This window comes from Swaminathania salitolerans, from assembly GCF_007988945.1.
Classification (GTDB): Bacteria; Pseudomonadota; Alphaproteobacteria; order Acetobacterales; family Acetobacteraceae; genus Swaminathania; species Swaminathania salitolerans.
This window is the reverse complement of sequence record NZ_BJVC01000005.1, coordinates 57,987-80,005: the sequence shown is the minus strand read 5'-3', so window position 1 is coordinate 80,005 and position 22,019 is coordinate 57,987. Positions and strand designations below refer to the sequence as shown.

General features: G+C 63.5%; 17 protein-coding genes and 1 tRNA gene. 9 read left to right on the top strand and 9 right to left on the bottom strand.

Annotated elements, in window-relative coordinates; genetic code table 11:
- The first annotated feature begins 29 nt into the window (after positions 1-29).
- The 3 genes from SSA02_RS10385 (at position 30) to SSA02_RS10375 (ending at position 2,873) form a co-directional block, all read left to right on the top strand.
- On the top strand, positions 30-1,013 hold the full coding sequence (locus tag SSA02_RS10385; RefSeq protein ID WP_147094017.1) for an RluA family pseudouridine synthase: 984 nt from the start codon (positions 30-32) through the stop codon (positions 1,011-1,013).
- A gap of 239 nt (positions 1,014-1,252) precedes the next feature.
- Positions 1,253-2,167, top strand: a complete 915-nt coding sequence (gene rpoH / locus SSA02_RS10380; RefSeq protein WP_147094016.1) for an RNA polymerase sigma factor RpoH — start codon at positions 1,253-1,255, stop codon at positions 2,165-2,167.
- Positions 2,168-2,279: 112 nt separating this feature from the next.
- Entirely contained in the window at positions 2,280-2,873 is a 594-nt protein-coding gene (locus SSA02_RS10375) for a CPBP family intramembrane glutamic endopeptidase (RefSeq protein WP_246103848.1), read from the top strand.
- A gap of 104 nt (positions 2,874-2,977) precedes the next feature.
- On the opposite strand, the gene SSA02_RS10370 is transcribed toward SSA02_RS10375, so the two are convergent.
- Positions 2,978-3,865, bottom strand: coding sequence for an NAD(P)-dependent oxidoreductase (locus tag SSA02_RS10370; protein ID WP_147094014.1), 888 nt, complete (start codon positions 3,863-3,865; stop codon positions 2,978-2,980).
- A 570-nt stretch (positions 3,866-4,435) separates the two neighbouring features.
- Between SSA02_RS10370 and ahpC the strand changes: the two genes are divergently transcribed.
- Both ahpC and ahpF read left to right on the top strand, forming a co-directional pair.
- A complete protein-coding gene (gene ahpC, locus SSA02_RS10365; protein ID WP_147094013.1) occupies positions 4,436-4,999 on the top strand; it encodes an alkyl hydroperoxide reductase subunit C in 564 nt (187 codons plus the stop codon).
- A 128-nt stretch (positions 5,000-5,127) separates the two neighbouring features.
- Entirely contained in the window at positions 5,128-6,702 is a 1,575-nt protein-coding gene (gene ahpF / locus SSA02_RS10360; protein ID WP_147094012.1) for an alkyl hydroperoxide reductase subunit F, read from the top strand.
- A gap of 62 nt (positions 6,703-6,764) precedes the next feature.
- On the opposite strand, the gene SSA02_RS10355 is transcribed toward ahpF, so the two are convergent.
- The 6 genes from SSA02_RS10355 to argC form a co-directional block, all read right to left on the bottom strand.
- Positions 6,765-8,054, bottom strand: a complete 1,290-nt coding sequence (locus SSA02_RS10355; RefSeq protein WP_147094011.1) for an adenylosuccinate synthase — start codon at positions 8,052-8,054, stop codon at positions 6,765-6,767.
- 12 nt (positions 8,055-8,066) lie between these two features.
- A complete protein-coding gene (locus tag SSA02_RS10350; RefSeq protein WP_147094010.1) occupies positions 8,067-9,212 on the bottom strand; it encodes an ATP phosphoribosyltransferase regulatory subunit in 1,146 nt (381 codons plus the stop codon).
- A complete protein-coding gene (locus tag SSA02_RS10345; RefSeq protein ID WP_147094009.1) occupies positions 9,209-10,369 on the bottom strand; it encodes a phosphoserine transaminase in 1,161 nt (386 codons plus the stop codon). Before SSA02_RS10345 ends, SSA02_RS10350 begins: the two co-directional genes overlap by 4 nt.
- Positions 10,370-10,574: 205 nt before the next feature.
- Positions 10,575-10,658: transfer RNA gene (locus tag SSA02_RS10340), tRNA-Leu, on the bottom strand.
- 184 nt (positions 10,659-10,842) lie between these two features.
- The gene (locus tag SSA02_RS10335) at positions 10,843-12,726 is read right to left on the bottom strand and encodes a GGDEF domain-containing protein (RefSeq protein ID WP_186807764.1); all 1,884 of its coding nucleotides are present in this window, start codon (positions 12,724-12,726) and stop codon (positions 10,843-10,845) included.
- 149 nt (positions 12,727-12,875) lie between these two features.
- Positions 12,876-13,790: an N-acetyl-gamma-glutamyl-phosphate reductase gene (gene argC, locus SSA02_RS10330; RefSeq protein ID WP_147094007.1), complete on the bottom strand. Its 915-nt coding sequence runs from the start codon at positions 13,788-13,790 to the stop codon at positions 12,876-12,878.
- Positions 13,791-13,857: 67 nt separating this feature from the next.
- Here argC and SSA02_RS10325 point away from each other — a divergent pair, with 67 nt between their 5' ends.
- The 3 genes from SSA02_RS10325 to mazG all read left to right on the top strand — a co-directional run bounded on the left by SSA02_RS10325 (position 13,858) and on the right by mazG (position 17,055).
- Positions 13,858-15,234: an amino acid permease gene (locus SSA02_RS10325; RefSeq protein ID WP_246103846.1), complete on the top strand. Its 1,377-nt coding sequence runs from the start codon at positions 13,858-13,860 to the stop codon at positions 15,232-15,234.
- A 14-nt stretch (positions 15,235-15,248) separates the two neighbouring features.
- A complete protein-coding gene (locus tag SSA02_RS10320) occupies positions 15,249-16,151 on the top strand; it encodes a class I SAM-dependent methyltransferase (RefSeq protein WP_147094006.1) in 903 nt (300 codons plus the stop codon).
- Between the two features lie 67 nt (positions 16,152-16,218).
- The gene (gene mazG / locus SSA02_RS10315; protein ID WP_264884130.1) at positions 16,219-17,055 is read left to right on the top strand and encodes a nucleoside triphosphate pyrophosphohydrolase; all 837 of its coding nucleotides are present in this window, start codon (positions 16,219-16,221) and stop codon (positions 17,053-17,055) included.
- 203 nt (positions 17,056-17,258) lie between these two features.
- On the opposite strand, the gene SSA02_RS10310 is transcribed toward mazG, so the two are convergent.
- Together SSA02_RS10310 and SSA02_RS10305 are read right to left on the bottom strand one after the other, a co-directional pair.
- Positions 17,259-18,593: an autotransporter strand-loop-strand O-heptosyltransferase gene (locus SSA02_RS10310; protein WP_147094005.1), complete on the bottom strand. Its 1,335-nt coding sequence runs from the start codon at positions 18,591-18,593 to the stop codon at positions 17,259-17,261.
- Positions 18,594-18,837: 244 nt separating this feature from the next.
- On the bottom strand, positions 18,838-20,682 hold the full coding sequence (locus tag SSA02_RS10305; RefSeq protein ID WP_147094004.1) for a DUF885 domain-containing protein: 1,845 nt from the start codon (positions 20,680-20,682) through the stop codon (positions 18,838-18,840).
- Positions 20,683-21,007: 325 nt separating this feature from the next.
- On the opposite strand from SSA02_RS10305, the gene SSA02_RS10300 reads away from it, so the two are divergent.
- Positions 21,008-21,961 carry a metallophosphoesterase family protein gene (locus SSA02_RS10300; protein WP_147094003.1) on the top strand — a complete coding sequence of 318 codons (954 nt, stop codon included), beginning with the start codon at positions 21,008-21,010 and terminating at the stop codon, positions 21,959-21,961.
- Positions 21,962-22,019: the final 58 nt, after the last annotated feature.

Genomic DNA, 22,019 nt, shown 5'->3' with positions numbered 1-22,019 from the left:
ATGAACGATCCTTGTTGCTAAAGGGGCGCATGACCGAAGCCACGCCCCGTCTTCCAGACCGATTCGAATACGAGATCACGCCTGCACAGGCAGGGCAGCGCCTCGATCGCTTCCTTGCCGAATCGATCGGCACCCTCTCCCGTTCGCGCGTGAAATCGCTGATCGAAGCCGGCAATGTCACCTGTGACGGAGCGATCATACGCGAGCCGTCCGAAACGACAAAAGCAGGGCGACGGGTCGCGCTGGTCGTTCCTCCTGCGGCGCCAGCCCGACCGCAGGCGGAAGACCATCCGCTTCCCATCCTTTACGAGGACCGCGATCTGATTGTCCTCGACAAACCGGCGGGTCTGGTGGTGCATCCCGCGCCGGGGAACGAGACCGGTACGCTGGTCAACGCGCTTCTCGGCCACTGCGGGGACGACCTCGAGGGAATCGGGGGCGAAAAGCGTCCGGGCATCGTGCATCGCCTGGACAAGGACACGTCGGGGCTGATGGTCGTCGCCAAGACGCCGCTGGCACATGAGACACTCTCGAATGCCTTCGCCGCGCGCGACATCGACCGTGCGTATCTGGCACTGGCCTGGGGCCTGCTTCCCGCGCGGGTGAGCTATGACGGGGCGATCGGTCGGGACAAACGCGATCGCAAACGCATGACCGTCGTTCCGAGCGGCGGCAAACATGCCCTTACCCATGTCGAGACGCTCGAGGCGCTCGATGCGTCGGTGAGTCTCATCCGGTGCAAGCTCGCAACCGGCCGCACCCATCAGATTCGCGTCCATCTTTCCCAGGCCGGTCATCCGCTTCTGGGAGATCCCGTCTATCTGCGTCGCGTGCCCGCGGCTGCGCGCGGCCTCCCCTCCGATGCGCGCGCAGCCGCGCTCGATTTCCCCCGGCAGGCCCTGCATGCGGCGCGTCTCGGTTTCGCCCATCCAAGAACCGGGGAGACGCTGAGCTTCACCACGGAACCGCCCGACGACTTCCGGACTCTGCTCGAAATCCTTCGGCGGGGTTAATTAGGAGTAATGTGGTCTGTTTTATTGACACGAAAAACCGTCTATGATGCACTCTCAGTCAATCCGACGAGCTGACGCGCCGCCGGAACGGACGTACCGCCCGGCATTGCTCATCATGAGGGTGGCGAGCGGGGACGAAAGTCCTTCCTTATCCATGCGTCACCCGGTGCCGGGAACTCCCAGGGGCGCGCCCCGTATAGATGGTTCTCACTTTACCGGGCGAAAGGAGTTGCAGCCCAATGGCCTCTTCCGCCGTGTTGTCCCTCGGTCCTGAAAGCAACCTGACCCGTTACCTTCAGGAAATTCGCAAATTCCCGATCCTGAGCCCGCAGGAAGAAAACGAACTCGCCCGCCGCTGGCGGGACAAGGAAGACGATGCGGCCGCGCACAAGCTCGTCACCTCGCATCTGCGCCTCGTCGCCAAGATCGCCATGGGCTATCGCGGATACGGTCTCCCGCTGAACGAACTGATCAGCGAAGGCAATATCGGCATGATGCAGGCCGTCAAGCGTTTCGATCCCGATCGCGGCTTTCGTCTTGCCACCTATGCGATGTGGTGGATCCGTGCCGCGATGCAAGAGTACATTCTGCACAGCTGGTCTCTCGTCAAGATGGGCACGACCGCTTCGCAGAAGAAACTCTTCTTCAATCTCCGTCGCCTCAAGGGGCAGATGCAGGCGATCGACGATGGCGATCTGAAGCCTGAGCAGGTCGGCAAGATCGCGACCACGCTCGGGGTTCCGGAGCAGGATGTGGTGTCAATGAACCAGCGTCTTTCCGCGCCCGATCACAGCCTGAATGCACCGCTCCGCAGCGACAGCGAGGGAGAGTGGCAGGACTGGCTGGTGGACGATCAGGCGAGCCAGGAAACGACGCTGGGCGAAGCCGAGGAAATGAACGGTCGTCACGCCCTGCTGACCGAAGCGATGAAATCGCTCAACGAACGCGAACGCCATATCCTGAGCGAACGGCGCCTCAAGGACGAGCCCCTCACGCTTGAAGAGCTCTCCCATCAATATGGCGTCTCGCGCGAGCGGATACGCCAGATCGAGGCCCGGGCGTTCGAAAAACTGCAAAAGGCCATGGCGGTCGAGGTCGAGCAGCGCCGCAGGCAGGACGAGGGTATTTCCCTCCGCGCCCATATAGCTGACTGAGATGGGTCCGGGGCGTCGTTTTTCTGGTCGACGCTCCGCCTCGGGAGGATCTTCTTCCCCCTTCCCCGCGCAGCCTTCCCCTGCGCGACTCCGGCTTCTTTGCGAACTGATCGTGATTTTCGGGGGCGGGCCGCTTCTGGTTCTGGCCATCCGGCGGCCCGGCATCCTGTTCCTCTCCCTCTGGCTCGCTGCGGCAGCCGCGCAAATCGCCGTTCGGGGGCAGACACCGCCTTCCCGTTATCCGCGTGAGGGGCTGCGCGCTGTTTCCCTGCGCTTTCTTGTCTTCGCTCCCGTGATCGCATGTCTCGCCCGATGGCTCTGGCCGGGGCATTTTCTCACCCTGCCACGGGAGAAACCCGGTCTATGGCTTGCTGTGATGCTGCTTTATCCGCTGCTCTCGGTCTGGCCGCAGGAGATGGTGTACAGGGCCTTTCTCTTCACCCGGTATCGTCCTCTCCTTGGCACGCCATCGGCCCGGATCTGCGCGAGCGCCGTCGCTTTCGCCTTTGCCCATGTCATCTTTCTCAACTGGATTGCCGTAATCCTGACCTTCGCAGGCGGTCTGATGTTCGCCCGCGATTACGAACGTTACGGGTCGCTCGCGCCCGTCTGTCTGGAGCATAGTCTCTATGGCTGTCTGATTTTCACGGTCGGGATGGGGCAGTTCTTCTATACGGGCGCCGCCTGGCATCACGCCCCGGCCTGACGCTCCTTCGCGGCTTCGACCTGCACCATCCCGACCTGCGCCATCCCGACCAGTGCTATCCCCACTGACACCATTCCGGCCGCCAACATTCCGGCCGGGCCGGGTCAGCGCGGTGCGAGCCCGCTTTCCTGACGGATGCGCTCCTGAAGCACGACAAAGTCGCGCTCGGCATCCCCGGCTCCGACAGATGCGATCAGCCTGTCTCTCATGATCGAGGCGAAGGGCAAGGGAACGCCCTGTTCTCCTCCTGCCCCGAGGAACATCTCGATATCCTTGAGCCCGAGCGTGACCGGCGCGCCCGGATGATCGTAATCGTGCTTCACCATGAGACCTCCGTAATTGCGATGCACCGGCGCCGTGTAGAAGCTGTTCGTCATGATCTCGAAAACCTTCGCGGGATCGGTGCCGAATTTTTCATTGAGCGTGAAGATTTCGGCCATTTGCTCGATTGTCGTGTAGATCATGAAATTGAGCGAGAGCTTGACCAGATTGGCCTGGACGGGATCCTCACCCACCCGGAACAGCGTCTGACCGAGGCAATCGAGCACCGGCTCCGCCCGGGCGATCCGTTCCGGCTTGCCCGCAGCGATGATGTAGAGCGTGCCATCCGCAGCGGCGGGCGGACGACCGAGGACATTGGCCGAGATATAGGCCTGGCCACGCGCGTCATGCCCATCACGCAGGCGACGGGCCTGAGCGAGAGACAGGGTGCTGCAACATATATGCAGCCCCGTATCGGTCATGCCCTGTGCGATCCCGTCCTCACCGAAGGTTACCGCCTCGGTCGTCGCATCGTCGAACAGCATCGAGAACACGATCTCCACCCTGCTTGCGAGTTCTGCCGGCGTGCGCGCCAGATGCGCGCCCTGCGCCACGAGAGCGTCGGCCTTGCTCCGCGTACGGTTCCACACATGCAGGTCGTGTCCTGCCGCGATCAGACGATGCGCCATGGCCTGTCCCATGGCCCCCAGACCGACAAATCCGATATTCATGTCCTGTTCCTTCCGTGGTTCCGGCCGTGATCCAGGCTTTGGCTCGGGCCGTGGTTCGGGCCGCGGCCCGGCTCTTCGCTCCGGTCCTTCGCTTCGGCGCGCCGCCACCTGCACGACGTGCCATCCCTGCATTCCAGGGAGGTCCACTTTGGCATTCCGGCGCGAATACGCCATAAACCGGCGCGACTGTGCCATAGTTCCGGATACCGGCCTCGGTTTCGCTGCCTGGCAACAGAGGCTGCGTCTTCTCGTCGGCCTTCACACGTGCGACCGGCATACGACCGAGCCATTTCGGCAAGGCAACCCGGCCGTGAGGACCGCAGATGACCGGGAAGCTGCGCGATGCTGCCGGTTCCGGGGCCGCTACAGGGATAGTTACCGGCTCGACCGCCGGGGCAACTCCGAGAGCGGACAGTTCGGGAAAGCGACGTCCGGGACCGGCTTCGGGATGTTCGGTTTTTCCTTTCACACACATCAGAACGATCTGTTTTGCTTTAACTACGCCCCGTGAGAGGGTGCCCCTGCTTCCCCGGGACCAGACCACGGGACCAGATTATCGGAGACAGGACCATGGCAAGAATCGACTCAACCATTCGCCCCTTCTCGACGGACGCCTATCGGAACGGCGAATTCCTCACGGTCACGGATCAGGATCTGAAGGGACAATGGTCGGTCCTGTTTTTTTACCCGGCCGATTTCACCTTCGTCTGTCCGACCGAACTCGAGGATCTGGCTGAGAGCTACGCCGCGTTCCGCGCGCTTGGCGTCGAGATCTATTCGGTCTCGACCGACAAGCATTTCACGCACAAGGCCTGGCACGACACCTCGCCCGCCATCGGCAAGATCGAATACGTGATGCTGGCCGATCCAGCAGGTGCCCTGTCGCGGCAGTTCGACGTCATGATCGACGAGGCAGGGGTTGCCGATCGGGCCACCTTCCTCATCGATCCCGAGGGACGCATCCAGTACATGGAGATCACCTCCGGCGGGGTGGGACGAAGCGCCTCCGCCCTGCTGGACAAGATCCGGGCCGCACAATACGTCGCGCGCCATCCGGGAGAAGTCTGCCCGGCAAAATGGAAGGAAGGCTCGGAGAGCCTCGCTCCCTCGCTCGATCTCATCGGCAAGATCTGACCCGACCTTCCGGGACGATCGCTCCCGCACCCGCTGCATGATCGTGGCGGGTGCAACCAGGCGCGGCCTCGCCCCCCGGTTTTTCCCAGTTTCCCGTGCCAATCAACACGCAAATCCGGACGGAATTCATGCTCGACACGACACTCAAGGACCAGCTGCGCGGCTATCTGGCCCATCTCAGACACGACATCGTTCTCGAACCCAGCCTGGATGACAGCGCGAAAGCGCAGGAAATGCGCGCGCTGATCGACGATATCGCAGGGCTTTCCGACCGGATCGCCATCGGCACGGCAGCCGAGGGAGCTCGCCGCCCCTCCTTCCGTATCCGGCGCCAGGCGGGAACGGAAGCCGTGACGTTCGCCGCCATTCCCATGGGGCATGAATTCACCTCACTCGTCCTCGCCTTGCTCCAGATCGGCGGCCATCCTCCCAAGATCGACGCCGAAACGGCGGCGCAGATCGGGAAGCTGACCGGCCCCCTGCGTTTCGAGACCTACATGTCTCTCTCGTGCCAGAACTGCCCCGACGTCGTTCAGGCCCTGAACGCAATGGCAGCGCTCAACCCCGGGATCGAGCATACGGCGATCGACGGAGCGCTGTTCCAGGAGGAAGTGGCCGAGCGCAACATCATGACGGTGCCGCAGATCTATCTGAACGGGGCGCCTTTCGCCTCGGGTCGCATGGATGTGGACGCCATTCTCTCCAGGATCGATACGGAAGGGGCGTCTCGCAAGGCGGAGCGCCTGTCCGAAAAAGCTCCGTTCGAGGTACTGATCGTCGGAGCAGGTCCGGCCGGAGCAGCGGCCGCCGTCTATGACGCGCGCAAGGGGATCCGCACCGGGATCGTCGGCGAGCGATTCGGCGGTCAGGTTCTGGATACGATGGCGATCGAGAACTATATCTCGGTGCCCGAGACGGAAGGACCGAAACTTGCAGCCGCGCTCGAGGCCCATGTGCGTGGCTACGATGTCGATATCACGACAGGACAGCGCGCGACCGCGCTTATCCCGGCCGCAGAGCCCGGCGGTCTTCACGAGATCCGGTTCGAGAGCGGCGCAAGCCTGCGCAGCCGTTCGGTCATTCTGGCACCGGGCGCCCGCTGGCGCGCCATGAACGTTCCCGGCGAGGACGCCTATCGCAACAAGGGCGTGGCGTATTGTCCGCATTGCGACGGCCCTCTCTTCAAGGGCAAACGCGTTGCGGTGATCGGCGGCGGCAATAGCGGTGTCGAGGCGGCCATCGACCTCGCCGGTCTGGCTTCGGAAGTGACGCTTCTGGAATTCGCCGATGTGCTGCGCGCCGATTCGGTGCTTCAGGACAAGCTCTTCAGCCTGCCGAACGTCCGCGTCATCATGAACGCCCAGACCACCGAGGTGGAAGGCGACGGCACGCGCGTGACCGCGCTCGCCTATCGCGACCGTCCGACGGGCGCGTCGCACCGTATCGCGCTGGAGGGGATTTTCGTCCAGATCGGCCTGGTGCCGAACACCGAATGGCTACAGGACAGCGTGGTTCTGAGCGAACGCGGAGAAATCGTGGTGGACACCCACAACGCCACCTCCGTGCCGGGCATCTTCGCTGCCGGCGATGCAACCACGACCCCGTTCAAGCAGATCATCGTCGCGACCGGAGAAGGGGCGAAAGCCGGACTCTCTGCCTTCGACTACCTGATCCGCCTGCCCTCCGTCGCCGCCGCGGCATAAACAGCGGCACAGACAGGGACCCGATAAAAAAAAGCGGGCTTCACAGCCCGCTTTTTCCTGTCTCAATCCTCGAACGGATCGCGCATCAGGATGGTGTCGTCGCGCTCGGGGCTCGTGGAGAGCAGCGTCACCGGCGCCTCGATCAGCTCCTCGATACGACGGATATACTTGATGGCGGCGGCGGGCAGATCGGCCCAGCTCCGTGCCCCGAAGGTCGTCTCCTGCCATCCGGGCATGGATTCGAACACGGGCTTGAGCCGCGCCTGCGCGGCGGGGCTGGAGGGGAAGGACGTGATCGTCTCTCCGTCCAGCTCGTAGCCGACACAGATCTTCACCTCGTCGAACCCGTCCAGAACGTCGAGCTTCGTCAGAGCGATGCCGCTCACGCCACCGACACGGGCAGCCCGCCGGACGAGCACGGCATCGAACCAGCCGCAGCGACGCGCGCGGCCCGTCACCGTGCCGAATTCACGCCCGCGTTCCCCCAGCCTCTGCCCCACATCGTCGAACAGCTCGGACGGGAACGGCCCCTCCCCGACGCGCGTCGTATAGGCCTTGGCAATACCGAGGACGAAACCCACCGTTCCCGGGCCGACGCCGCTGCCGCTGGCCGCCACGGCGGCAACCGTGTTCGAGCTGGTCACGAAGGGATAGGTGCCGTGATCCACATCGAGCATGACCGCCTGAGCGCCTTCGAAAAGGATCCGGCGACCGGCACGACGGGCTTCGTCCAGACGCTCCCAGACCGAGCAGGCGAAAGGCAGGACGCGCGGCGCGAGCTTCGCCAGATGATCGAGAATGTCCTGTTTGGTGAAGGTCGCGGCACCGAGACCTGCAAGCAGCGTGTTGTGGTGCAGCAGCAATTCGTCGAGCTTCCAGTCGAGCGTATCCGGCTCGGCCAGATCGCACAGGCGAATGGCGCGACGGGCCACCTTGTCTTCATAGGCCGGACCGATACCGCGCCCGGTCGTGCCGATCTTGCGGTCGCCGCGCGCGGCTTCGCGTGCGCGGTCGGTCGCCACATGAAGCGGCAGGATGAGCGGTACGTTGTCGGCGACCCAGAGCGTCTCGGGATTGACCACGAGCCCCTGCGCCGAGACGCGATCGATTTCGGAAAGGAGCGCCTCGGGATCGACCACCACGCCATTGCCGATCACGCCGGTCTTGCCGCGCACGAGGCCGGAGGGCAGGAGGGAGAGCTTGTAGACCTGATCGCCCACGACCAGCGTGTGTCCGGCATTGTGACCGCCCTGGAAGCGGACAACGATATCCGCACGGCTGGCCAGCCAGTCCACGATCTTTCCCTTGCCTTCGTCACCCCACTGGGTGCCGATGACGGTGACGTTGGACATGCTCTTTTCCCTTTACAGCGTGATAAGTTCGTCGGCGACGAAAACGAAACGGCATTTCAGCCGGCGCGCCTCGGCGGCGAGATCGTCCACCGGCGCGAGCCCCGCCACCGTCGCATAACCGTCGCGGCGCAAACGCGCCGGCCCTGCGGCATCGGCAACTTCGGCCGCGATATAGACGCGGGGCTTGAGGGTGATGGGACGCGCCGCGCGAAGGAGAATCTCGGGCCTGAAGGTCAGGCCGCAGGCGGGTTCGTCACCCTGGGCGAGATACCGGCCTCCCCGCCCCAGCTCTTCCCTCTGACCGACGGCGAAGACCGTCATGCACACCCCTGTGTGATATTGCCAGCCGCGAAACTCGACCGGATCGACGGTGAGACGCAGAGACGGATCGCGGTCGCCGAGCGCACGGACCACCGCAATCAGGCGATCTGCAATCTCACGGATACGGGGCGGAAGCGAGAGCCCTTCCAGAATGGGCAGGGCTGTATCGGCAGGACCGCAGGCCTCGACCAGAGCCGTGAGAATCGCGGCGACCGGCCCCCCCAGCTCGGCGACCGCCGCCATGTCCTTGCGGTCCAGCGCGTGAACGAGCTGCGCGCGACGGGCCCCCGTATAGCCCGAAAGATCGACCAGCCCCTGCACGAGAGCGGGGCAGGACAGGTCGAACGAAAAACTCTCGATGCCAAGGGTCCGGAGCGCCTCGGCTGCGATCAGGACGATTTCCGTGTCGGCTTCGATGGAGTCGATACCGATCAGCTCGATACCGGCCTGGCTGATCTGGCGCTCCGTCTCGCGTCCCTGGGTTCCCACCAGGATACAGGAACCGGCATAGGAGAGCCGCAAGGGGCGGGGACTACCCGCAAGCCGCGTTGCAGCGATACGCGCGATCTGGGTCGTCATGTCGGGTCGCAGCGCCATCATCCGGCGGGACTCGGGATCCATCAGCCGGAATGTCTGCTCTTCCAGCGCCTGACCGGCACCGTGAAGCAGGGACGTCTCGAACTCCAGAAGCGGCGGGCGCACGCGTTCGTAACCGTGTCCGGCGAAGACATCCATGACTGCCTCGATGCCCCGGGCCTCGGCCTCGGCCTCATGCTGGAGCAGATCGATGAAACCGGAGGGAAGGAGCGCGGTACCGGGTTCTTCTGTGAGCCTCATGCGGCATATTCCTTGCTCACCGCCTGATAGGCCCAGTCGAGCCACGGCAGCAGATCTTCGATATCGGCCGTATCGACCGTCGCGCCTCCCCAGATCCGCAGGCCTGCAGGCGCATCGCGATAGGAAGCGAGATCGTATCCCGCCCCTTCGGCCGCGACCAGACCGGTCAGGGCCTTGACCGCACGCCCCTGTCCGTCCTGCGGCAGGGCGACGAACCAGGGCGCCACGATCTTCAGGCAGATCGAGGTCGAGGATCGCAGAGCGGGATCGGATGCAAGAAACGCGATCCAGTCGGTCTTTTCCACCCAGCGGGTCACCGCTGCGAGATTTGCCTCGCTCCGCGCCCTGAGGGCCGGAAGACCGCCAATGGCCTCCGCCCATCTGAGGGAATCGAGCGCATCCTCGACGCAGAGCATGGAGGGCGTATTGATCGTATCGCCCTGGAAGATCGCGTCGATCAGTCCCTTCCTGTTCGTCAGACGGAAGATCTTGGGCAAGGGACGCGAGGCGCCGTTTTCCAGCCGCGCGACGGCGCGCGGGCTGAGAGCGACCATGCCGTGAGCCGCCTCGCCGCCAAGAGCCTTCTGCCAGGACCAGGTCACGACATCGAGCCGGTCCCAGGGGAGGTCCATGGCAAAGGCTGCCGATGTCGCATCGCAGATGACAAGCCCTTCATGCGTCGCCGGGATCGCCTCCGGTCCGGGCATGCGAACGCCGGAGGTCGTTCCGTTCCATGTCAGGACCACGTCGTGAGACCAGTCGATCGCCGACAGATCGGGCAATGCGCCGTAGGGCGCCTCATGCACGGTCAGGCGGGGCAGACGGAGCTCGTCGCGCAGATCCTGCGCCCACAGCCCGGAGAAACTCTCGAAAGAAAGCACATCGATCGGCGCATCGCCTGCCAGCGCCCAGAGGATCATCTCGACGGCGCCGGTATCCGAAGCAGGGACGATCGCGATTTTCCAGTCCGATGGCGCGCCGAGAAGCGCATGGGACCGATCGATGACTTCCCGGAGCCGCGCCCGCCCCTCGGGCGCGCGATGCGATCGTCCGAGAAGCGCGTTATCGAGCGCACCGAGCGACCAGCCGGGGCGCTTCGCACAGGGACCGGACGAAAAATACGGGCGGGCAGGTTTCTTGTCAGGACGGTGCAGCATGATCGGTCCGGCAAACGGAGGAAAACCCGGGAGATATGCCGGAGGCCGCCCCGCAAAGGCAAGTCACCGCCGGTTCAATACCGCGTTCGGAGGCAAGGTTTTTTTCCGGAATGCGGCCCCGGAGCTGCCTTGATGATCCCGGATGCCCTCATGATCCCGCCTCCGGGGCCGGTATGGAGGCGAGAGCGACGATACGGTCGTTCGATGGTACGAGAGGGGGGATTCGAACCCCCATGCCTTGCGGCGGTCGATTTTGAGCCGACTACGTCTACCGTTCCGTCACTCTCGCATGAACGACGGAACTGTTAGCGAAATCGGGAGGGAAAGGCAACGGATACCGGCGATGCGCCCTATACGGCAATGGAGAAACGGCACCGGAAAAGGGGCTTCCTGACGGCGCCCGGATTCAGCGCAGGGACGCAGCACAGGGACGCAGGAAGGCATATCGGGGGGCGGGTCTCATCCGCTCGGCGCTAGTTCTGGGGCGAACGACCCGGGAGGTGAACGCCGGGGCGCGCGGCCCGCAGACGTTCGGCCATGTCCTCGGCCGCAACAGGCGGGCAATACAGATATCCCTGCCCGGTGGGACATCCCATACGTTTGAGATATGCGCTCTGCGCCTCGGTTTCTATCCCTTCTGCGACCACATCGACCGAAATCGCCTGGCCGAAGCGGATGATGGCCTCGACGATCACACTCATGGCCGGCTCTTCGCAGAGGGGCGCAATGAAGCTGCGATCGATCTTGACCGAGGAAACCGGAAAATCCCGGAGGAAGCCGAGCGAGGAATAGCCGGTTCCGAAATCGTCCAGCGTGATTGCGACGCCCGCCTTGTGCAGGAGACAGAGCGCCCGATGAATGAAATGGGTGCTGTTCTGGTAGAGGACATGCTCGGTCAGTTCGAGCTCGACCGCGGAGGGCGGGAGACCGTGACCCGCAAGTCTTGCAAGCAGTTTCTCGCCGAAATCGTCCTGCATGAACTCGACGGGCGCGACGTTGATCGCCATCCTCGGCGGCACGAGCCCCTCCCGGTACCATCTGGCGAGGTCCGAGAAGACACGCTCCTGCATCCGGGCAGAGACACGCGTGGCCAGATCGTAGTTCCTGAACAGCTCAGGCAGGGATTCCGGTCCATCCGCTGTGCCCCCCGCACCGCGCCAGCGCATCAGCGCCTCGATTCCGACCGGCACGGAATCGCTCAGGCGAATCTTGGCCTGATAGACCGGGTAGATCAGGTCGCGCCGCAGCATCTGCCGGACGGAATGCGCCTGGCGTGTCACTCCGGACTCCCCCCTGCCGAAGACCGGACTCCACATGCGGAACCCGCCGCGCCCGTGTGTCTTGACCTCGGCGAGTGCAAGGGCCGCGCATTGCTCGAGCGCGACGAGCCCGCGCCCGTGATCGGGAAACAGGGCTCCGCCGATGCTCAGACCCGACGTGATCTGGGTCGCACCGACCTGAATCGGCAGATCCGCCAGATCGAGCACGGATTGAGCCATCGACGCCGCCTCGAGAGCGGCCGATTCCGCCGCATCCGGTTCCGGGCAAACCGTTTTTCCGGACGCAGGATTTCCGTCGGGACCATCATGGGGGAGCAGGACCGAGAATTCGTCGCCGCCCGTGCGTGCGACGAGCGCGGCTCTGGGGAAAATGGCCCGAAGACGCTGCCCGACCACGCGCAGGACCTGATCTCCTGCCTCCTCGCCGAGAAGACGGTTCAGATCTCCCAGATGATCGATATCCACGCGCAGCACGCCGAGCCTGCGCTCACGGGATGCCGCAACATGCAGCAGCTCGACAGCCTTGTGCTCGAAGGCCGTGCGGTCCGGCAGTCCGGTCAGAATGTCGCGGCTGGTGCCGCGTCTGCCCGCCCGGGAGGCTTCCTGTCCGGCGGCGCTGCCCTGCATCCCGCCTTCTTCGCCTTTCTCGCCGGGGGATACGCTGCTCTGCGGTTTGAAAACAGGGAGGCCAGCCTGGGTCATGATCTGGCAGGACAGGATCCATCCGCGCTCCGATACGCCCTCCGCAGCGCGTGCGGCAGAAAGCCCGGAGAAAGAAAGCCCGGAGAAGAGGTCGAGCCTCTGCCAGCTCAGACTGCCCGCGACCCGCCCCCCGGCACGATGATTCAGATCGACCCAGTCGGACCAGGGATCGTGCAGAACCGGTGACGCGCCCGGATCGGAAGGCCGGTTCCCCTCGGCGAGCAGTTCGGTCCAGAGCAGGGCCGGATGCGGTTCCTCACGCCCCAGCAGGGTGCGCCAGGCGGCGTTGAGATAGGTGACGCGCCCTGCAATATCCACATGCGCTACAAGAAGAGGAATCCGGTCCAGAATATGCCGGAACAGTCCGGGCGGCACGTCGTCGGCCAGTCGGCCCGTATCCGGGCCAGGAGATTTCTCCGGTTCCCGATCCGGCTCTCGCGGGGATACGGAACACGGTTCAGGTGGGGGTTCGGTGTTTTCGGCCACCCTTTATCCTCTTTCCATGCCCGGGCGGCCGGGCGGTCCTAGGCGCAGGAAACGTCTCGCCCGCTCATCAGGCGGATATTCTGCAACGCCGCACCCGATGCCCCTTTTCCGAGATTGTCCAGACAGGCCGTCAGAAGGACATGGCCACGGGCGTCATTGCCATGAACACGCAGCTCCATATCGTCCTGCCCGGCCAGTGCGGCGGCATCCAGACGCGGCCGATCCGATGAAACGACCCGCACGCGCTCGCTGCCAGCGTAACGCGCGGCGAGACAGGCCGCTATGTCGGCCGTGCAGGGCTGACCCGGCAGATCCGGAAGATGGAGCGGAATCGAGACGATCATCCCCTGGGCGAAATGGCCGATCGAGGGCACGAAGAGCGGACGCCGGGTCAGACCGCCATAATGCATGATCTCCGGAACATGCTTGTGCTCGAGGCCCAGGCCGTACAGAGCGAAAGCGGGACCGCCCTCACGTTCATGCGCCTCGATCTCCGAACGCCCCCCGCCACTATAGCCGCTCACGGCATTGATCGTGAGAGGATGATCGGAAGGAATGAGTCCCGCATCGACGAGAGGGCGCAGCAGGGCGATCACACCGGTGGGATAGCAGCCCGGATTGGCCACATAACGCGCCTTGCCGATCCGGGATGCCTGCTCCGGCGTCATTTCGGGAAAGCCGTACTCCCATCCTTGCGTAACGCGATGGGCGGTGCTGGCATCGAGAAACCGGACATGCTCCAGGGAGCCGGCGAGAGCGACCGCCTCGCGCGCGGCATCGTCCGGCAGGCAGAGAACGACGAGATCCGCTTTCGTCATCATGTCCAGACGTGCCGAGGGGTCCTTGCGTCGCGCCGGATCGATGGAGAGGATCTCGACGGGCAGCCCTCGCAGGCGGTCCCTGATGCCGAGTCCCGTGGTCCCGGCTTCTCCGTCGATGAAGACGCGTGTCATCGATTCGTTACCTCACTATAATGTTCGATCTGGACGGGACAGGCCATTGCATGGCTTTGTCCGATTCATGATGGACAGAGATATACACGCAAAGCCGCCTCTTTCCCATGAGGATCAGCCCCCTCTCCTGCCCGGGGGCAAACTCAAGGACCGCCATATCGCCATGATCGCCCTCGGTGGCGTCATTGGAGCCGGTCTCTTCATCGGCAGTTCCGCGGCGATCGCAGCCGCCGGCCCGGCCATTCTCGTGACCTATGTGGCGACCGGCCTTCTCGTCGTGATCGTCATCCGCATGCTCGGGGAGATGCTCCTCGCGCGACCGGGCATCGGAACCTTCATCGACTGCATCCGGGCCGCGCACGGTCCGGGGGCCGGATTCGTTTCAGGCTGGCTGTACTGGCTTTTCTGGGTGGTCACCATCGGCGCGGAGGCTATCGGCGGCGCGATCGCCCTGCGAGACTGGATCGGACTGCCGGTCTGGCTTCTCGCGCCGGCCCTCATCGTCGCGGTCAATCTCATCAATCTCGTTTCGGTCCGTCTCTTCGGCGAATGCGAGTTCTGGCTCTCCCTCATCAAGGTGGCCACGCTCGTGGCCTTCTGTGCGCTCGGCCTGCTCAGTCTCGGTCATCTTCTCGGTCCGCATCCGGCCATCGGCGCCAATCTCTTTTCGCATGGGGGGTTCTTCCCCCATGGCTGGGGAGCGATCCTTGCCGCCGTGCCGACCGTTCTTTTTTCGATGATCGGCTCGGAATCGGCGACGGTGGCCGCCGCCGAATCGGAGAATGCCGAGGAGAATCTCGCCCGCGTGACGCGAACGATCGGCGTGCGGGTCACGCTCTTCTATGTGCTCTCGGCGGCGCTCATCCTCGTTCTGGTTCCCTGGACCGACATCCAGCCGGGACACTCGCCTTTCGTGACTGTCATGCACCGCCTCGGTGTTCCCGGAGCGGCGCCGCTCATGCAGGTGGTCGTGTTCACGGCCATATTGTCCTGCCTCAACTCGAGCATCTACATCACGTCGCGCACCCTCAGGGGTCTTGCCGAACTCGGTGAGGCCCCGCGGAGATTCGCCGTCGTATCGAAACGGCACGTTCCCCAGCGGGCGGTAACGTTCTCGAGCCTTGTCGGGCTCGTCGTCGCCTTCTGCTCGATCCTCTCGCCGGGTCTTATCTTCGCCTTTCTCCTCGGGGCGACCGGTGCGGTGATCCTGCTCATCTACGCGCTCATCGTGTCCTCCCACCGGATCTTCCGCCTGCGCGATCCCGGCAATGCCGCCTTCACGCTGCCATTCGGCACCGGGCTGAACATAGCGACCCTTTGCGGCGTCGTACTCGTCGTTCTGGCCATGCTCGTCCAGCCCGCGCAGCGTCAGACGATCCTTGCCAGCCTGTTCAGCGTGGCTGTGATCGTCACGGTATATCTCTTGTGCCGCAACCGAAGATAAGCGAGGGTCACATCATGACGATCCGCCCTGGCCGCGCCGCCCGCCCGGCTGCTGCATTCGAACCGGCTGCCGAACCGGCTGCGACAAGTCCGACCGCGCATCGCCGGGTCGCATCCGGTCTCTCTCTGGCCCGTCTTGCCGTCACTCATGCGATGGGGCTTTGCCTCATGACCGGACTGGCTCTGTCCGGCCCGGCACAGGCAGCACGAACGATACCTTCCGCACCGGCCGTCCCGGCCGCGCTCCTGAATGCGCCCGCACGTCCCGCCTCCGACCGGGCAAGGGATGCGCGGCGTCGCCCTCTCGCCCTTCTGGCGCTCGCGCACGTGCATCCGGGCCAGAAGATCGCGGATCTCATGCCCGGGAGCGGTTATTTCACGCGCCTGCTCAGTCTCGCGACGGGCGCGGCCGGGCATGTCTATGCGGTCATTCCCGCCGAGATGGCGGCGCGCCACCCCGAAACGCCGCGGACAGCCCGGCAGATCGCCGCCGATCCCGCCTTCGGCAACGTCTCGGTGGTGGTGACGCCGATCACCGATTTTCACGTGGCCGAGCCGCTCGATCTCGTCTGGACGGCCCAGAATTATCACGACGTCTATGGAGCCATGGGTCCCGAGACCGCCCGACGCATGAACCGGGCGATCTTCCAGGCACTCAGACCCGGGGGATTGCTGATGATCATCGATCACAGCGCCCTTCCCGGCTCCGGGTCCACGGCGCCGAACAGCCTGCATCGTATCGACCCGGCCCTGATCGTGCATCAGGCGGAAAGCGTGGGATTCAGGCTTCTGACACGCAGTCCCCTGCTTCTGAATCCGGCGGACACCCATACGCTGCCCGTTTTCGATCCGCGCATCAGGGGAAAGACGGATCAGGTCGTCCTGCTGTTCCAGCGACCCGAAGCGCACGGGCAATAGACGGCGACAAGCGCGCCGGACATAACGATACTTCGTTCACGATCCCCATCCCTCCGGAGTATCCGCGTTGAAAGCAGCACAGGAAATAGACCGACTGGTTTCCATCATGGCCCGTCTGCGCGACCCCGAAAAAGGCTGTCCATGGGATCGCGTCCAGACCCACGAAACGATCGCCCCGTTCGCGATCGAGGAAGCCTATGAAATTCTCGACTGCGTTACGCGCGAGGACTGGGACGGACTTCCGGACGAACTCGGCGACCTGCTTCTTCAGGTCGTCTATCAGGCGCGCATCGCCGAGGAGGCTGGACGTTTCGACCTTGCCGAGATCGCGCGCAGGATCGGCGACAAGATGATCCGCCGTCATCCGCATGTCTTTGCCGGGGCTTCGGCAGATCCCGACCGATGGGAACAGGACAAGCAGACGGAACGCGCCGTTCGCGCGGAATACGGCATTCTGGCGGGTATCGCCCCCGCACTTCCGGCCCTGCTGCGCGCGGAAAAACTCGGCAAACGGGCGGCGCGGGTCGGGTTCGACTGGGATACGCCCGAGCAGGTGCTCGGAAAGATCCAGGAAGAACTGGACGAGGTGCGCGCCGAGCTGGCGGGCGGAGACAGGAAGCGTCTCGAAGACGAGGTCGGAGATGTCCTGTTCACCGTCGCGAGTCTGGCCCGCAAACTCGGCCTGGATCCGGAAGCCTGCCTGCGTCACGGCAATGCCAAATTCACCCGGCGCGTCGAAGCCATGGAGGCCATGGTCGCCGAGCGGGGTCATTCGCTCGACGCGCTCGATCTGGCGGCTCAGGAAGCGCTCTGGCGCCAGGCGAAGATCCGTCTGGAGAACCGTTCGCCCGGAGAGGATGCCCCCGAGGGCGATAGCGACGCAGCCATTGCCCTCAGGCGATAAACCCGCCGGGGAGGATTTCCCTAGGGGAGAATTTCCCTAGGGGGATTTTTCCCAGAGGGGATTTTTCTCAGGGGGAGAAGCTCCCCCGGATCATCGAGTGGATGACCGGTCAGCCCCTCGGGATACAGAACTCCTTCCGCGTCCCGCGGAGCCGGTCGGCGCCTCGTCCCGAACGGGACGCGGCTTCCGGCAATGCGGTCTCGTCATGCCTGGACGGGAGCCTTCTCCGGGGGGGCTATTCCGAGCGCGTCGGCGACGTTCTTGGTCACGACGTCGGTGGATATAAGGCGCGAACACTCGAATTGCCGATCCGTTTTCGCATGGCGCGGGCACCACAGGAAATCGTTGTGATCGAACATCAAACGCGGGTCGTTCCAGCAGGAGTGGCAGGAATGCCAGCTGATGACCCGCCACGGCGTGTGGAATTCGTTATTGGGATGAGTGAAGCCTGAGATCATCACCGTTTTGGTCCCCACGGCCCATGAGAGCCAGGAAAGACCCGAGCTCAGCCCGATGAACAGATCGGCATGTTTGAGCCAGCGCGCACGCTCGCTCAGCGGACGATTGCCGGTCTGATCCTCCGCCCCGTGCGGGATCTGGTTCCACACGATCCCCGCGCCGTTGAATGGTTTCTGATCGATGCAGATGACGCGATAGCCGCGCTTCTTGAGAAAATCGATGACGCCGAGCCAGCCGCCGGGATTGTTCCAGTATTTGCACTGCGCCGATGCCTGGGTCGCGATACAGACATAGGGCTCCTCGATCGGACGGGATTCATCCTCGATGACCACCCGGGGAGGCTCCTCGGTGGGATCGACACCCAGAATATAGCCCGCCGTGCGATGCAGACCGACATACCGGAAATCGCAGGGCTGATGGATATTGTCCTGATCGTCGAAGAAAAGACCGATATTGTAGGTCGCGTAAACGAGGCGTCGCAGGGGACTCTCCTCGAACTGCGCCTTGGTCATGAGTTCGATATCGGGATATTCCTTGGCGAACAGGGGGATGAATACCCCGGCGAGACAACAGACCACACGTGCGCCGCTCTGCCTTGCGAAACGCGCGACATAGGGAAACCAGCCGAGCGTATCGCCGAGCGTGCCGACGGGCAGCTGGACAAGAACGACCTTGCCGCGCGCGTCGAACTCGTGATGCAGCACGAGCGTCTCGGTTCCATCGGGCGAGACGCGCCGGACATCCACAGCAAAGCGGATATAGAATTTCTTGGTGGAGGAAAGATGTCCCTCTTCCAGCTCGCCCTGGAAGATGATCGTGGAGCTGTCCAGATCGGTCAGGGTCGCACGCCATTTCCCCTCGGGGCATTTCGGCATGAGCACGCGTGCGCCCCAGTTGAAGTCGAAATGGATCCCCTGTCCGGCATCGTTGGTCGGTACGTCGGGCGGCAGGATATACGGGTTGGGCGTCGGCGCCGGTTTCGCCTGAGGCGGCGCGGGGGGAGCGGCGGCGGGTGCCGGGGCCCCGATGGGGGCGGCCACGTCAGAAACGGAAGAGGATGCAGAAGAGTCGGATGACATGGACTGCCTTATCGCCTTTTTGATCTGGATGAAGCACAGGGAGCAGGAATATTCCCGAAGGGGGAGACGGGACGAAATGCCGCAAAGGACATCATGTATCTAGATCGTCGGAATACGATCTTCAACGCAATAAGCTCTTGCAATCCTGTCAAATCATATCGTTTCTCTTTCCTGTAAATGCTGTTTACTACCGAAATTGCAGCGTGCTTGCCTGGTTCGGCATTCCGGGAAATGAGAACTTCTCTCATTTCTCCATTTCCCTTTTCACGCTGTCTTTCGGGCCTTCGGACATTCGCGATCCGCTTTCGCTCCGTTCTGCCGCAATCCAGTCTCTGACCCGTTGCCGCAGGAGCGACATCGGCATCGCCCCCTCATCGAGAATGACATCATGGAAGCGACGCTCGTCGAAATGCGGGCCGAGCGCGCGTTCGGCCTCCTGCCGCAGGGAGAGCAGGGTAAGCTCTCCGATCTTGTAGCCGAGCGCCTGACCCGGCCAGGAAATATAGCGATTGGTCTCGTTCTGTATGTTTTTCCCGGCAAGCGCCGTATTGTCCCGCAGGCAGGCCACTGCCCGGTCGCGCGACCAGTTCTTCCAGTGCAATCCCACATCCATCACCAGACGACAGGCGCGCCACATTTCCATCGACAACATGCCGAAGCGTTCATAGGGCGAGGGATAAAGGCCGATCTCGCCGACCAGACGCTCGGAATAGAGCGCCCAGCCTTCGACAAAGGCCGTCGTGGCGTAATCGCGGCGAAATCCCGGCAGATCCGACATTTCCTGCGCGAGCGCGATCTGGATGTGATGCCCCGGCACCCCCTCATGCGCGACGAGAGAGGGAAGCTCGTACAGGGGGCGCTGGTCGAGATGGGAGGTATTGATCATCAGCCCCCCGGAAATCCCGAGCGCCGGACTGCCCGGATCGTAGCGCCCGGTCGTGTATCCGTCTTCGATCGCTCTGGGAACCTCGCGCACGCCATAGGTCAGGCGCGGCAGTTTTCCGATGATATGAGGCAGTTGACCGTCGATCTTCTTCGCGAGGAAACTCGCCTTTTCGAGAAGCGCCTCACGCGTATGGACGTAAAAGCGCGGATCGGCCTTCAGATGAGCGACGAAGGCATGAAAATTGCCCTTGAATCCGACAGCATCCATCTGCTGCTGCATCTCCCGGTGAAGCCGCGCGATCTCGGACTGACCCAGATCGAAAATCTGATCCGGCGTCATGTCGGTCGTGGTCTGCTCCTTGACCAGCCAGGCATAATAGGCGCGGCCATCCGGCAGGGAGGATGCCCCCAGAGCGGTCCGGCTGGCCGGAAGATACGTATCGGCGAAAAACCGCGCGAGTTTGCGCTCTGCCGGCTTGATCCGTTCGTGAACGATCTGCTGCGCCTTGCGGATCAGGGCCGAACGGGTCGGCCCGGGCAAGGATCCGGGCAGGGTGCGAAAGGGTCGGAGCGCTGCATTGTCCTGTTCGGGAAGGGCGGCGAGCGCCTTCGTCGCCCGCACGGCGATCTCGGCAATCAGACGCGGCTGGACGAAACCCGTCCTGATTCCGCGACGCATGTTCTCGATCTGCTGATCGTAATAATCCGGGACGCGCGACATGCGCACCAGCCAGTGATTCGCATCCGCTTCGGTGCGAAGCGGCGTATTATCGGCGGCATATCCTGTTTCGAGCCAGAACCCCTCGTCACTGGTGAAAGGGATCCGGGCGGTATCGAAACGTGCGCCTTCCAGAGCCAGATCGTTTTCCCAGCTCATGAGGCGGATATTGAGCCGGTCTTCCCCTGCCAGTCGGGACGGATCGAGACGGGCCAGCCGGGCACGAAACGCCAGACGCTCGCGATGCCGGGCCTCCTCCGCATGGGGGGAATCGTCAGGCCAGTGTTCGGCTGCCACGGGATCGCCGCGCGTTGCCGCCGAAACGGGATCGAGCGCAGCGCTGAAGCGATCGTAATCGGAAACCAGTTGCCGGACGTCGTCCGTCTGTTGCGCGGGGTCCTGGCCCGGCACGGCAGCCCTCGCGCTGCCGGCTGCAACCATCATCGCCCCGAGGAGACAAAGCCCCGTCTTTCGCCCCATCGCCATGTCTGGCTCCTCATCCCGGATCGCGTCGCAATGAGTCCATAACGAACCGGCGGGACGGGCCGCGTCAATGCCCTATCCCTCGTCTCGTCTGTCCTGTGCCCCGCTTCCTTCATCGAATGGCCGGGCACCGAAAGGCAGGGCACGGAATGACCGGGCCGGCAGCGGACCGGTATCGCCCTGTCGGCATTTCCGGTGCCTCACGGAAAACTGACCGAAGCGACTCGCCCGTTCTGCCCCTGTAATGGAAACTTCACCCATCATCGGGATCCGATCCTCTAGGAAAAGGCCATTCGTTCAGGTTTCCAAGACCCGCAAAGGCCCGATCATGCTCCTTCCCAGACGCCATTTTCTCCGTTCAGCCGCCCTGTCCGGTCTCGCTGCAGGAACCCTCGGCTCCGGCAAGCGTGCCTGGGCCCTGGCACCCGAGCGCCCCGCCATGCGTGCCCACGAGGCTTTCAGCTTCGTGTTCCTCACCGACACCCATATCCAGCCCGAACTCAACGCGTCCAAGGGATGTCTCGACTGCTTCCGGCAGGTACGCCGGATGAATGCCGATTTCACGATCCAGGGCGGAGATCACGTCTTCGATGCGCTGGGGGTTCCTAAAACGCGGGCGCTGAGCCTGATGGATCTGTACAAGCAGACAGCCGATACGCTGGGCCATCAGGTCCATAACACGATCGGCAATCACGACTGCATGGGCATCTATACCGAGAGCGGCATCGCCCCGACCGATCCGCTTTACGGCAAGAAATATTATTCCGACAATTTCGGTGCGCCTTATTATTCCTTCGATCACAAGGGCGTTCATTTCGTGGTGCTGGATTCGATCGGGATCACGGAAGATCGGCATTACGAAGGCTATATCGATCCGAAACAGCAGGAATGGCTGCTCCATGACCTGCTCGCGATGCCCGTCGGCACACCTGTGATCGTCTCGACCCACATACCGCTCGTGACCGCCGTCGAGGAATACGGCCCTCCGCCGAGCAAGGCGCCCCTGCGTCAGGGAACACGGGTCAAGAATGCCCATACGCTCATCGATCTGTTCGACCATTTTAACGTGATCGGCGTCCTGCAGGGTCATACCCATGTGCTCGAGACTGTCACATGGCACGGCGTCCCCTATGTGACCGGCGGTGCGGTGAGCGGAAACTGGTGGCACGGCACCCGTCTGGGGACGCCGGAAGGCTTTCTGAACGTCCGCGTGGAAAAAGGCAGAATGACCACGGATTACGTGACCTACGGCTTCAGGACCATCGCGCCCTATAATACCTGAGACCGCGACCGGGGCCGCCCGGCGCGACCGGATCACGACCCGATCACGACTCGGTCAT

Bases quoted from the DNA above. Each gene is read 5' to 3' on its own strand.
- SSA02_RS10385 (WP_147094017.1), top strand. From the start codon at position 30: ATGACCGAAGCCACGCCCCGTCTTCCAGACCGATTCGAATACGAGATC.
- rpoH (WP_147094016.1), top strand. From the start codon at position 1,253: ATGGCCTCTTCCGCCGTGTTGTCCCTCGGTCCTGAAAGCAACCTGACC.
- SSA02_RS10370 (WP_147094014.1), bottom strand. From the start codon at position 3,865: ATGAATATCGGATTTGTCGGTCTGGGGGCCATGGGACAGGCCATGGCG.
- ahpC (WP_147094013.1), top strand. From the start codon at position 4,436: ATGGCAAGAATCGACTCAACCATTCGCCCCTTCTCGACGGACGCCTAT.
- ahpF (WP_147094012.1), top strand. From the start codon at position 5,128: ATGCTCGACACGACACTCAAGGACCAGCTGCGCGGCTATCTGGCCCAT.
- SSA02_RS10355 (WP_147094011.1), bottom strand. From the start codon at position 8,054: ATGTCCAACGTCACCGTCATCGGCACCCAGTGGGGTGACGAAGGCAAG.
- SSA02_RS10350 (WP_147094010.1), bottom strand. From the start codon at position 9,212: ATGAGGCTCACAGAAGAACCCGGTACCGCGCTCCTTCCCTCCGGTTTC.
- SSA02_RS10345 (WP_147094009.1), bottom strand. From the start codon at position 10,369: ATGCTGCACCGTCCTGACAAGAAACCTGCCCGCCCGTATTTTTCGTCC.
- argC (WP_147094007.1), bottom strand. From the start codon at position 13,790: ATGACACGCGTCTTCATCGACGGAGAAGCCGGGACCACGGGACTCGGC.
- SSA02_RS10325 (WP_246103846.1), top strand. From the start codon at position 13,858: ATGATGGACAGAGATATACACGCAAAGCCGCCTCTTTCCCATGAGGAT.
- SSA02_RS10320 (WP_147094006.1), top strand. From the start codon at position 15,249: ATGACGATCCGCCCTGGCCGCGCCGCCCGCCCGGCTGCTGCATTCGAA.
- SSA02_RS10310 (WP_147094005.1), bottom strand. From the start codon at position 18,593: ATGTCATCCGACTCTTCTGCATCCTCTTCCGTTTCTGACGTGGCCGCC.
- SSA02_RS10305 (WP_147094004.1), bottom strand. From the start codon at position 20,682: ATGGCGATGGGGCGAAAGACGGGGCTTTGTCTCCTCGGGGCGATGATG.
- SSA02_RS10300 (WP_147094003.1), top strand. From the start codon at position 21,008: ATGCTCCTTCCCAGACGCCATTTTCTCCGTTCAGCCGCCCTGTCCGGT.